Origin of the sequence: Streptomyces sp. T39 (genome assembly GCF_008042045.1) — a bacterium.
Classification (GTDB): Bacteria; Actinomycetota; Actinomycetes; order Streptomycetales; family Streptomycetaceae; genus Streptomyces.
This window is the reverse complement of sequence record NZ_RDBP01000034.1, coordinates 1-12,425: the sequence shown is the minus strand read 5'-3', so window position 1 is coordinate 12,425 and position 12,425 is coordinate 1. Positions and strand designations below refer to the sequence as shown.

The 12,425-nt window shown below is 75.9% G+C and carries 6 protein-coding genes and 1 pseudogene; 6 read left to right on the top strand and 1 reads right to left on the bottom strand.

What is annotated here, in order from left to right:
* The first annotated feature begins 162 nt into the window (after positions 1-162).
* Genes EAO77_RS22110 through EAO77_RS22095 form a run of 4 tightly spaced genes read left to right on the top strand, consistent with a single transcriptional unit; the run spans position 163 to position 9,338 of the window.
* The gene (locus tag EAO77_RS22110; RefSeq protein WP_315986106.1) at positions 163-5,562 is read left to right on the top strand and encodes an SDR family NAD(P)-dependent oxidoreductase; all 5,400 of its coding nucleotides are present in this window, start codon (positions 163-165) and stop codon (positions 5,560-5,562) included.
* A complete protein-coding gene (locus EAO77_RS22105) occupies positions 5,559-7,997 on the top strand; it encodes a polyketide synthase (RefSeq protein ID WP_222723689.1) in 2,439 nt (812 codons plus the stop codon). Before EAO77_RS22110 ends, EAO77_RS22105 begins: the two co-directional genes overlap by 4 nt.
* On the top strand, positions 7,994-8,785 hold the full coding sequence (locus EAO77_RS22100) for a thioesterase II family protein (RefSeq protein ID WP_147990043.1): 792 nt from the start codon (positions 7,994-7,996) through the stop codon (positions 8,783-8,785). The genes EAO77_RS22105 and EAO77_RS22100 overlap by 4 nt, the downstream gene beginning before the upstream one ends.
* A 22-nt stretch (positions 8,786-8,807) precedes the next feature.
* Positions 8,808-9,338 carry a flavin reductase family protein gene (locus tag EAO77_RS22095; protein ID WP_147990042.1) on the top strand — a complete coding sequence of 177 codons (531 nt, stop codon included), beginning with the start codon at positions 8,808-8,810 and terminating at the stop codon, positions 9,336-9,338.
* Positions 9,339-9,435: 97 nt separating this feature from the next.
* Here EAO77_RS22095 and EAO77_RS22090 read toward each other — a convergent pair whose 3' ends face one another.
* Positions 9,436-10,632 (bottom strand): MFS transporter, encoded by a 1,197-nt coding sequence (locus EAO77_RS22090; RefSeq protein WP_261994097.1) that lies wholly within the window; start codon positions 10,630-10,632, stop codon positions 9,436-9,438.
* Between the two features lie 71 nt (positions 10,633-10,703).
* Here EAO77_RS22090 and EAO77_RS22085 point away from each other — a divergent pair, with 71 nt between their 5' ends.
* On the top strand, positions 10,704-11,333 hold the full coding sequence (locus EAO77_RS22085) for a TetR/AcrR family transcriptional regulator (RefSeq protein ID WP_147990041.1): 630 nt from the start codon (positions 10,704-10,706) through the stop codon (positions 11,331-11,333).
* 107 nt (positions 11,334-11,440) lie between these two features.
* Positions 11,441-12,425, top strand: a pseudogene (locus EAO77_RS22080) (hypothetical protein); the annotation flags it as partial.

Genomic DNA, 12,425 nt, shown 5'->3' with positions numbered 1-12,425 from the left:
GCAACCGGGTGCTCGCGGTCATCCGGGGCAGCGCCGTCAACCAGGACGGCGCCTCCTCCGGACTGACCGTGCCCGGCGCCCCGGCCGGACGGACCGCCCCCCGCCGTCGCGGCGGCGTCCGCCCCGCCGTCCGTCGCGGCACCCCCCGGCGCACCGGAGCCGATCGCGATCGTCGGCATGGCCGGCCGCTTCCCCGGCGCCCGCACCGCCGAGGACCTGTGGGACCTGCTGATCGACGGCCGGGACGGCGTGACCCGGGTGCCCCCCGGCCGCTGGGACCCCGACGCCCTCGCCCCCGGCACGGTCACCACCGACCAGGGGGGATTCCTCGACGACATCGACCGCTTCGACGCCGGGTTCTTCTCCGTCCCGGCCCGCGAGGCCGAGAACCTCGACCCGCAGCAGCGCATCCTCCTCGAATCGGCCTGGCACGCCATGGAGGACGGCGGCATCGACCCGCGGTCGCTGCGCAACACGCGCACCGGGGTGTTCGTCGGCGTCAGCTACGGCGACTACGCCCGCCTGCTCGCCGCGGACGGGCCCGACGAGGTCGACGCCTACTACAGCACCGGCACCGCGCTGAACGCGGCGGCCGGACGGATCGCCTACACCCTGGGCCTGAACGGCCCCGCCGTCGCCGTGGACACCGCGTGCTCCTCGTCGCTGGTCGCCCTGCACCTCGCCGTCGGCTCGCTGCGCAACGGCGAGAGCGACGCCGTGTTCGCCGGCGGCGTCAACGTCATGCTCGACCCCGCCTCCTGGGCCGCCGTCAGCCAGGCGCACATGCTCTCGCCCGACGGCCGGTGCCGTACCTTCTCGGCCGACGCCAACGGCTTCGTCCGCTCCGAGGGCTGCGGCGTCGTGGTGCTCAAGCGGCTCTCGGACGCCCGCCGCGACGGCAACCGGGTGCTCGCGGTCATCCGGGGCAGCGCCGTCAACCAGGACGGCGCCTCCTCCGGACTGACCGTGCCCAGCGGCCGGGCGCAGGAGAGCATGCTCCGCGCCGCGCTCGACCAGGCCGGCGTCGACGGCGGAGACGTCTCCTACCTGGAGGCGCACGGCACCGGCACCGCGCTCGGCGACCCGGTCGAGATCGCGGCCGCCTGGCGGGTGCTCGGCCCCGGGCGCAAGCCCGGCCGCCCGCTGCACGTGGGCTCGGTCAAGAGCAACATCGGCCACTGCGAGTCCGCCGCCGGCATGGCCGCCCTCTTCAAGACGGTGCTCGCGCTGCGCCACGACCTGATCCCCGCCAACCTTCACTTCACCGAGCCCAATCCGCACGTCGACTGGTCCGGCATGAACGTGCGGGTCGTCGACACCGCCACCGTGTGGCGCCGCGGCGACGGTCCCCGTGTCGCCGGTGTGTCCGGCTTCGGCTTCACCGGCACCAACGCGCACCTGCTCGTCGCCGACGCCCCCGACGAGACGCCCGCGGCGGCACCCGTGCCGCAGGAGCCGCCCGCCCGGCCGGCCACCCGGCTGATCCCGCTCTCCGCCCCCGACCCGGACGGCCTCGACCGCCTCGGCGCCGCCTGGGCGGTGCGCCTGGGCGACGCCGCCGACGAGGAACTGGACGCGCTCGCGGCACAGGCCCAGGCGGGCCGGGCCCACTTCCCGTACCGGCGCGCCCTGCTCGGCACGACCGCCGGGCAGCTCGCGGAGCAGCTGAGCACCCCGGCGCTCCTTGCCGCGGGCGCCCCGCGCATCGCCTTCCTCTTCTCCGGGCAGGGCAGCCAGTACTTCGGGATGGGGCGCGAACTGTACGAGAGCGAACCGGTGTTCCGGGAGACGTTCGACGCCTGCGACCGGATCCTGGCCCCCACGCTCGGCGCCTCCCTCGCCGACCTCCTCCACTACGGCGACGACCGGGGGGCCGTCAACGAGACCCGGGTCACCCAGCCCGCCCTGGTGACCCTGGAGCTGTCCCTCGCCGCGCTGTGGGAGTCCCGGGGCGTGCGGCCCGCCGTCGTCATGGGCCACAGCGTCGGCGAGATCTCCGCCGCCGTCACCGCCGGGGTGATGGACCTGCCCACTGGCCTGGAGCTGATCGCCCACCGGGCCCGGCTGATGCAGGCCACCGAACGGGGCGCGATGCTCGCCGTCGTCGCCACCGAGGAGCAGGTCGTCGCGTGGACGGCCGGCACGGATCTGGACGTCGCCGCCGTCAACGGACCGCGCTCCGTGGTGGTGTCGGGCTCCGTCGACGCGGTGGAGGCGCTCGCCGCCCGGCTGAAGGACGAGGGCGTACGGGCCCGCAGGCTCGGGGTGTCGCACGCCTTCCACTCCCGGCTGCTCGACCCCGCCCTCGCCGCGTTCGACGAGGTCCTCGCCCCGCTCACGTTCCGCGAGCCGGTGCTGCCCGTCGTCTCCAACGTGACCGGCCGGCTCGCCGGCCCCGGCGAGTACGACGCCGCGTACTGGCGCCGCCACGCGCGCCTGCCGGTGCGGTTCCACGACGGGGCGAGGGCCCTGGCCGGGCTGGGCGTCGACGTCTGCCTGGAGATCGGCCCCGACCGCACTCTGGTCAACCTGGTCGCGGGCGCCGAACTCGACCCCGCGCCCGCCACCGTCCCCTCCCTGCGCCGGGGCACCGGGGACACCGCGGCGCTGCTCGCGGCGACCAAGGAGCTGTACCTGCGCGGACAGGACATCGACTGGTCGCGCATCGCCCCGCGGCGCCCGGTGACCGGGACGCCCGCACCGCGCTACCCGTTCGCCCGGACCCGGCACTGGGCCGCCGCGGGCGGCGCCGGCGCACCGGCCGTGCGGCGGCCCGCCGCACAGGCGCCCGCCTGGGGCAGCCCGCTGCGCTCGCCCGCGTTCGGCGGCCGGGTCTGGACCACCGCGCGCAGCACCGAGTACCCGGCCCACCTCACCGACCACCGGCTCTTCGGCGTCGTCTCCGTCCCCGGCGCCTCGCAGACCGCCACCGTGCTGTCCGCGCTCGGCAGCGGCGGGGCGCCGGTCGTCCTGGAGGACCTGCACTTCCCGCGCGCCCTGGTGCTGCGGGACGGCGAGCACTACGACCTCCAGATCGTCGAGGAGACCCACGAGGGGCGCGCACGCGGCATCGGCGTCCACAGCCTGCTCGACCCGGAGCGGGGGCGCTGGCAGCAGCACCTGGCCGCACGGATCGGCGAACCGTCCGGCCCGGCCGCGGCGGACGCCCGCCGCGCCGCGCCGCCGGACCCGGTGTCCTTCGCCGCCGGTGCCGACCGGCATCTGACGGGCGACGCCTTCTACGCCCATCTGCGGGCCCTCGGCTACCACCTCGGGCCGTCCTTCCGCTGGATCGGGGAGGTCTGGATCCGCGGCCAGGAGGCACTCGTCCGCTTCGTCGAACCGGCGGAGATGAACGAGTCCCCCGACGGCTGGGAGATCCACCCCGGCCTGCTCGACTCCTGCCTCCAGAGCGCGGTGGCCTTCGCCGTCACCGGCGACGAGGTGTCCGAGGACGACGGCCTGGCGATCCCGTTCGCCGTGGCCCGCCTCTCGTTCCCCCGCCGGCCCGTCCCGGGCCAGGAACTGTGGGGCCACGTCCGGGCGGTGGTCGAGGACGGCACGGACGACGGCCTGCTCCAGGTCAAGGCGGCCGACCTGCACATGTTCGACGGCAGCGGCGCCACCGTCCTCGCCGTGGACGACTTCCGCTTCCGCCGCGCGCCGCGCGCCGTCCTGGAACGCTCCCTGCGCGACGGCGCCGCGCACACCTACCGGCTCGCCTGGACGCCGCAGCACGCCCCCGCGGCCGTCGACGGCACCGCGGCGCGGGCGCTGCGGATCGCCCTGCTCGGCGAGACGACACCGGCCGGCCGGGCCCTGCACACGGCGCTCGCCGCACAGGGCCACCTGGTGGACGCCGTGACCGGCGCCGGCGGCGGCCCGCGGCCGGACCTCGTCCTGGACGCCCGGTTCACCGCGGAGCAGGACGGCGAGCGGGCCGCCGGCCCCTCGGCCGCCCGCGCGGCGGCCCTCGAACTGGCCGCCGCCCTGAGGGCGTCGGAGCGCACGGTGCCCTACGCGGTGCTCGCCGCGGCGGACGCCGCCGGCGCGCCGGTCCGCGAGACGCTGTGGGGCATGCTCGCCTCGCTGGAGGCCGAGCAGACCGACCGGCCGCTGCTGCGGGTCGGGCTCGGCCCCGGCTGGGAGGCCGCCCCGCTGGCGGCCGCCGTGACCCGGGCGGTCACGGCCGGTGTCCCGGAACCGTGGCTGACCGTCGGCGGCGACGGCGTCTCGGTCGCCCGGCTGGTCCCCCACGACGGGGACACCGGGCGGGCCGACGGCGCGGGTGGCCGCCCGGCGGGGCGCGGCGGCGCCGCACTGATCACCGGCGGCCTCGGCGCCCTCGGGCTGAGCAGCGCCGGCTTCCTCGCCCGCGCCGGCATCACCGCGCTCACCCTCATGGGCAGGTCCGCTCCGGACGCCACCGCCCGCACGGTCGTCGACGAACTCACCGCGCGGGGCGTCCGGGTGACGGTCGTCGCCGGCGACGTCACCGACCCCGAGGCGTGCCGGGCGGCCGTGGCGGCCGCCGGCGAGCACGCCCCGCTGCGCACCGTGCTGCACCTGGCGGGCGTCAACGACGACCGGACCTTCGAGCGGCTGGACGAGGACGCCTTCGCCACCGTCTTCGCCGCCAAGGCCGAGGGCGCCGCGAACCTGGTGGCGGCCCTCGACGGCCAGGACCTGGACGCCCTGGTCCTCTACTCGTCCGCCTCCGCCGTCCTCGGCTCCGCCGGGCAGGCCAACTACGCGGCGGCCAACGGGTACCTGGACGGACTCGCGGCCCTGCTGCGGGCCCGCGGCATACCCGCCACCGGCGTCGACTGGGGCCCCTGGGCGCCGAAGGCACGGGGCGGCATGGCGGCGTCCGCGGCGACCGGACGGGCCATGGAACGGCGCGGCCTGCGGCCCCTCACCGACGAGGAGGCCGAGGAGACGCTCGCCACGGTCCTGGCCGGCGGCACCGGCGGCCGGCTCGTCGCCGTGGCCATGGACCGCGACGGCTACGCGGGGCAGCTGGAGGGCCACCGCCGGGGCGCCCTGGTGCGCCAGCTCGTCTCCCGGACGGCTCGGACCGCGGCGGCGCAGCCGCGCCGGGGCCGGCTGGCGGCGGAGCTCGCCGGACTCGACGCGGAGGAACGCGGCGAGCGCCTGCACCGGGAGATCCGCGCGCTGGCGGGCGAGGTGCTCGGCGACCCCGGTGCCATCGCCGACGACGTCGGATTCACCGAGACCGGCCTGGACTCGATCATGGTGATCGACCTCCGTACCCGGCTGTCGGACGCACTCGGCGCCGATCTGCCGGCGACGGTGGCGCTGGACCATCCCACCGTCTCCCAGCTGGTGGCCTACGTCACCGGCCTGCTGTTCACGGCGGAGCCCGCCGCCGCGCCGGCACCGCCCGGCGACGCCGCCGACCCGGCCCGGGCGGCGGCCCCCGGGGCGCACACGGCCCCCGCGACCGCCGCGCAGGACACCGCACCCGAGGCGGACCCGGCGGAACTGTCGTTCGAGGAACTCGTCCAAGCCGTACAGGCAGATGTGGGGACAGAGATATGAGTGCCCGAAGCATGGAACCCGCGCAGATCCGCCAGTTGATGGAGGAGCAGCTCAAGCACTCCCGGCGGCTGCAGGCCCGCATCCAGGAGCTGGAGGACCGCCGGCACGCCCCCCTCGCCGTGGTCGGCATGAGCCTGCGGCTGCCCGGCGGCCTCGACACCCCCGACGCCTACTGGGACTGGCTGCGGGCCGAGGGCACGGCCGACTCGGAGATCCCGGCCGAACGCCCGGGGCTGCGGGCCGTCTACGACCCGGTGCCCGGCCGGCCCGGCCGCTCCTACGTCCAGCGGGCCGGCTTCCTCTCCGACATCTCCCACTTCGACGCCGACTTCTTCGGCATCTCGCAGCGCGAGGCCAAGCTGCTCGACCCGCAGCAGCGGATGCTGCTGGAGACCGCCTGGGAGGCCCTGGAGCGCGCGGGCGTCGCCGTCCGCCGCTCCGACCGCCTCGACGTCGGGGTGTTCCTCGGCATGATGGCCTCCGAGTACGGCGAACGCCTCGAGGACCGCGCCGACATGACGCGGATCGACCCGTACTACACCACCGGCGGCGGACTCTGCTTCGGCGCGGGCCGCATCAGCCATGTGATGGGCTTCCGCGGCCCGGTGCTGAGCGTCGACACGGCGTGCTCCTCCTCGCTGTCCGCGCTGCACCTCGCCGTCCGCGCGCTGCGCAACGAGGAGTGCCGCTACGCACTGGTCTGCGGGTCCAACCTGCTGCTGTCGGCGAGTCTGATGGTGTCGCTCTGCCAGACGCGCGCCGTGTCGCCGGACGGCCGGTCGAAGTCCTTCCTCGCCACCGCCGACGGCTACGGCCGGGGCGAGGGCGTCGGCGTCCTGGTCCTGATGCGCCAGGACGACGCCGAGGCGGAAGGACGGCAGGTGCTCGCCACCGTCCGGGGCTCGGCGGTCAACCACGACGGCGCCGCCTCCGGCCTCACCGCGCCCAACGGGCCCGCGCAGCAGGAGGTGTTCAGGGCCGCCCTCGCCGACGCCCGGGTCGGCGCCGGCGAACTGGGCTACGTCGAGGCGCACGGCACCGGCACCGCCCTGGGCGACCCGATCGAGGTCGGCGCCCTGGACGCCGTCGTCGGCGACGCGGTGCGCGAACGCGGCGCGCCGCTGCCCATCGGCAGCGTCAAGGCCCGCCTCGGGCACCTGGAGGCGGCATCCGGCATCGCCGCCGTCATCAAGACCGTCCTGATGCTCCGGCACCGCGAGATCCCCGCGGCGCTGCCGGACGACGGGTCGGCGCTCAACCCCCACATCCCGTGGGACCGGCTCTCCGTCACGGTGCCGCGCCGCAACCGGCCCTGGCCGTCCGGGCCGAGGGTGGCCGGCGTCAACTCCTTCGGCATGAGCGGCACGAACGCCCATGTCGTCCTCCAGGGCTACGACGCCCCGGGACCGGCCCCCGCCGGCGACACCGGGACCGAGCTGCTGACGCTCTCCGCGAAGGACCCGGTCGCCCTGGCGGAGCTGGCCGGCGCCGTACGGGCCGCACTGAAGCAGACCGAACCGGCGCAGCTGTCCTCCGTCTGCCACACCCTGCGCGCCGGCCGGGCCCCGTTCGCCCACCGCCTCGCCGTCACCGGCACCAGCGCCGGTGAACTGGGCGAAGCCCTCGGGGCGGCCCTCGACGCGCGGACCGCCGCCGAGGACACCCGGGCGCCCGCCGCGCCCCGGACGGCCGTGCTGCGGATCTCCGGCGACGAGGAGCGGCTCGCCGCCGGGCTGGCCGCCCTCGCCGCCGCGTATCCCTCGGCGGCCGGCGCCGCCGAGGGGGCGGGCGCCCCGGCCGCCCGGCTGGCCGGCCTGCTCGGCACCTTCGGCGTACGGGTCCGCCCGCAGCTCGACGCGGACCTCGGCGAGGCGGCCCGGCTGGAGTGGGAGGCGGGCGGCGCCACCCGCACGGCGCCGCTCGTCGGCGACGACCCCGGCGAGGCGCCCGCGCTGCTGTCCGCCGCGCTCGGCGGGCTGTTCACCTCGGGGGCCGACCTTCGCCTCGACGCGCTGCGGGCACCGGGCGCCCGGTTCACCCCGGACCTGCCGACCTACCCGTTCCAGCGCAAGCGCTTCTGGATCGAGGAGCCGCTCACCGGTGCGGGCCCGGAGGCCGCCGCGGCGGCCTCCGAGCACAAGCGCGGCGCGCCCGCCCCGGGGGACCGGGAGGCCGTGCGGGCCTATCTGCTGGCCGAGCTCACCGAGGCGCTGCACGCGTCCGAGGAGCCCGACACGGCTCTGTCGTTCCTCGACTCCGGGGGCGACTCGTTCCTGTCGGTGCTGTTCATCACCAAGGTCGAGGAGAACTACCGGCTCCGGCTGACCGCCGAGGAACTGCCGCTGGACCTGCCCCTCGGCGAGCTCTTCGCCAGGCTCGCCGACGACATCGCCGAGACGGCTGCCGCCGGGGGCGCCCAGGAGCGGGACGCATGAGCAACTTCGTGCGCCCGCGCAGGATCGACGACCCCGCCGTCCGCCTGGTGGCCTTCCACCACGCCGGTGGTTCCGCCGCCTCCTGGTTCCCGCTGACCCGTCACCTCCCGGCCGGCTGGGACGTGCTCCTGCTCGACCTCCCGGGACGCGGCAAACGCCACACCGAACCGGCCCTGGAGTCCATGGACGAGATCGTGGCCACCGCCACCGAGAACGTCCTGCCGTGGGCCGAGGGCGCGCCCCTGGTCCTCTTCGGGCACAGCCTCGGCGCGATCGTCGCGCACGAGACGGCGCGGGCGCTGGAGGAGCTGGGCGTCCGCCCCCGCTGGGTCGGGGTCTCGGGCCGGGGTGCGCCCGGCCACGAGGTGCTGACCCGGCTGCCCGATCCCGACAGCCCGGACGCGGAACTGCTGGCGCGGCTGCGGGAGATGGGCGGCATGCCGCAGCAGCTGGACGCCGTCCCCGACTTCCGCGACCGGTTCCTGCGGCTCGTCCGCAGCGACCTGCGGGCCGTCGCCGGCTACCGGCCCGACGCCCACCGCACGCCGATGGCCGCCCCCGTCACCGTCTTCGCGGCGACGCACGACTCCTGGGCGCCGATGGTGGCGATGTCGCCCTGGGCGCGGCAGACCCGGTCCCGTTTCACCGAACGCGTCTATCCCGGCGGCCATTTCCACTTCCTCGGCGACGCGTTCGGCGCCTTCGCCGGGGACCTGGCCGACGAGGTGAGGGCCGCGCTCCCGCCCGGGGCCCACGCCTCGCCCGATCTCGTCCGCACGTCCACGTGACACCCCGCAGGAGGCCCCCATCATGACGCCGCAGTCCGAGCAGCCCGACATCCGTCCGCTCATGGCGGGCTTCCCCACCGGGGTATCGGTGATCACCGCCGTCGCGCCCGACGGCGAGCCGTGGGGGATGACCTGCACCTCGCTGTGCAGTGTGGCGCTGAACCCGCCCACCCTGCTGGTCTGCCTGCGCCAGGGCAGCCCCACGCTCCAGGCCGTGCAGGGCAGCGGCGCGTTCGCGGTGAACCTGCTGCACAGCCAGGCCCGCGCGACCGCCGAACTCTTCGCGTCCGGTGCGCGGGAACGCTTCGACAAGGTCGCCTGGCGCACGGTCGGCGACATCGGCGGTCCGCACCTGCACGAGGCGGCGCACACCATCGCCGACTGCGCGGTCCACGAGATCCAGAAGGTCGGCGACCACGCCGTGGTGATGGGGCGCGTCGCCGCCATCACCCAGCTCCAGCTCCAGCTCCCGCTGATGTACGGGATGCGCCGCTACGGCTTCTGGACGGACACGGACGAGGACCGGCACCTGGACTACGACTTCATGTCCTGACCCCCGCGACGCGCCTGCGGGCCCGGGAGCCCCGCCCGGGCCCGCAGGCGTGCCCGGGGCCGCGCTCCGGGCCCGCGCGTGCCCGAGCGCACCCCGGTCAGACGCTGCGGCGCACCGGCCCGCGCCCCGCCCAGGAGAGCACCGCGGCCACGGCGAAGGCGGCCGTCACCAGGGCCCAGCCGGCGTTCCAGCCGCCGGACGAGTCGACGAGCAGGCCGAAGGCCGGCGGCCCGGCCACGAAGCCCGCGAAGAAGCCGAGGGAGACCAGGGCCGAGGCGTGGCCCGTCCGTCCGAAGCCGCTGCCCTTGGTCACCGCGACCATGGTGATCGCGTTCGCCGCCGCGGCCGACCCGCCGAGCCCCACGGCCCCCGCCCACACCAGCCAGGTCAGCGACCCGGCGGCGGGCAGCAGCAGCGCCGACGCCACCGCGCCGGCCGCGAGGACGAGCAGCGAGCGGGGGACGTCGAGCCGGTCGCTGTACTTCGACCACAGCAGCCTGGCCGCGATGCCGGAGACCCCGACGGCGGCGATCAGCGCGCCCGCGCCGCGTTCGCCGAGCGAGAGCCGTTCATGGGCGTACAGCGGCAGGTACGTGGTGAGGGAGGCGAGGCCGCAGCCGATGAAGAACGAGACGCCCATCAGCCAGCGGGTGGGCGCGTTCGGCGGGGACGGCAGCGACAGGGCCGCCCCGGCCGGCGGCGGGCCGTCCGGCGGAAGCAGCAGCGCCGCCCCGGCCGCGGCCAGCGCGAGCGGCACCACCAGCGCCAGCGCCGTGCGCCAGGAGGTGGCCTGCGCCAGGGAGGGCAGGACCAGACCGGCGGTGAACGCGGCGAGCGGCACGCCCGACTGTTTCACGCCGACCGCCATCGCCCGGCGGGGCGGCGGAACATGGGCCGCGATCAGCTTGTTGGTCGCGGGGTTGGCGAGCGACTGGGCCGCTCCGCCGAGCACCAGCGCGGCGAGCAGCAGCCCGTAGGTGTGCGACGCGGTCAGCGCGGCGAAGGCGCAGGCGACCAGGGCCAGCAGCAGCGCCAGCGCCCGCCGCCCGCCGACCAGGTCGGCGACATGGCCCGCGTACAGCGAGAGCAGCGCCGCCGTGCCGAAGGTCACCGCGGTGAGCAGGCCGAGACGGGGGCCCGAGAGGCCGAGGTCGTCGACGAGGAAGGGCCCGAGCGCGCCGATGGCGTAGAGGACGAACATCGACAGGCCCATGCCGCCGGTGAGGAGGGCGAGGAGAGCCGAGGGGGGACGTGCGGTGCGCGGTGGAGTCTTTTCGCCGGGATCAGCCGTCACGCTTGCACCCCTGGTCCGTCGATGTGAATATATGGCGACTCTAGACGGCGACTATAGCAAGAGGAGTTCCGGTGCCGACCCCGAAGGACGTCAAGCGCACGCGGGCACAGCTGACACGTCAGCGCATCCTCGACGCCGCCATGCAGCTCTTCTCCGACCACGGCTACGTCGCCACGACCATCGAGTCCATCGCCCGCCACGCGGGCGTGGCCGTGCAGACGGTCTACTTCTCCTTCGGCAACAAACAGCGCCTGCTCGGCCACCTGATCGACCTCCATCTGCCCTGCACCGAGGGCCCCGAGGGGCTGACCTCCTTCACCCGGGTCTCCGAGGCCCTCGCCGTCCGCGACCCCCGCCAGCAGATGCGGCACCTCGCCCAGCTCATGAGCACGGTCAACGCCCAGGCGGCGCCGCTGCTGGAGGTGCTCCGCAACGCCGCCGTCACCTACGGGGACGGCATGGAGGAGTGGCAGGTCAACCGGGACCGCCGGCGCACGCTGCACGGCCACTTCGTCGACTCCCTCGCCGAGCACAGGGTGCTGCGCGAAGGACTCGGACACGAACGGGCCCTCGACATCTGCGGCGCGCTGCTCGGCCCGGAGCTCTACCACCTGCTCGCCACGGAACGGAACTGGACGCGGGAGCAGTGGGAGGACTGGGCCTACGACAGCCTCTGCTGCCACCTGATCCAGGGCGCCTGACGGCCCGCCCGGCGCCTGTAGAGGTTATGCAGATCGCCTTCAGCCGACGCGATGCAGACTGCTGAGCGGGCACAGCGGCCCTGCAGGTCGACGGGGGAGTGGCAAGGGTGGACAGCGGCAGTGACAGCGATGAACGGCCGAGGTTCCTCGTCGTCACGGTGGGCGCCCGCCCCGCGTTCCACGCGGTGGTCGCCGCCGCGCTGAGCGGGCTGGCGGAGCCTCCGGACGACGGCCCCGAGGGGACGCGCACCGGCCGCCGGCTCGTCACCGGCGTCCCCGGTCCCGTGCCCGCACCGCCCGATCACGCCGACTGGCACACCGTCGTCAGCCGGGCCCGCAGGTACCTGGACCGGGTGGTGCCCGACGCGACGGTCCGCCACCTCGGCGCCGGCAGCTTCCCCGAGGCCGCCCGCGCGCTGGCCGCCGCGCGGGCCGGCCGGCGCGACGACGACCTGCTCGCCCTCGTCCTCGTCGAGACCGACGGCCCCGGCCGGCAGCCGGACGAGGCGGTCACCGCCGGGCTCGCCCTGCTCGGCGACGCGCTCGACGGCGTGCGCCACACCTTCACCTCCCGCACCGTCCTCGTCTACGACCGGGCCCCGCTCGGCCGGACCCTCATCGCCGGTCCCTACGGACGCCGACAACTCCCGGACCGGGACTGGGTGCTCGCCTCCGACGTCGTCGTCGCCTTCACCGACTGGGTCCAGCTCGACTACGCCTCCTCGGCGCTGCGCGGCTCGTCGGCCGCCGGCCCGTCGCTGCTCGGCGGGGAACTGGCCGCCTTCCTCGACGCACGGGCCGGCGCCCGGTGGGGCCTGCACTACTACACCGGCTCCGTGGTGTCGGGGCTGATCGGCGACCTGGAGGAGCACGCCGCCCGGGCCGGCAACCCCGTGCTGCGGGGACCCAGCGAACACAGCCTCGCCTGCGGCGCGCTGGCCCGCTGGCAGCTCGACGGGGCGCCGTTCCTGATCGTGGTCACCAGCGGGATGATCGACGAGTTCCGCGGCACGCTGGCCAACCTCCGGGAGAGCCGCGCCCGCGGATTCATCGTCTGCGCCGACTCGTCACCCGGCGCCTGGTTCCCCTTCC

Bases quoted from the DNA above. Each gene is read 5' to 3' on its own strand.
- EAO77_RS22105 (WP_222723689.1), top strand. From the start codon at position 5,559: ATGAGTGCCCGAAGCATGGAACCCGCGCAGATCCGCCAGTTGATGGAG.
- EAO77_RS22100 (WP_147990043.1), top strand. From the start codon at position 7,994: ATGAGCAACTTCGTGCGCCCGCGCAGGATCGACGACCCCGCCGTCCGC.
- EAO77_RS22095 (WP_147990042.1), top strand. From the start codon at position 8,808: ATGACGCCGCAGTCCGAGCAGCCCGACATCCGTCCGCTCATGGCGGGC.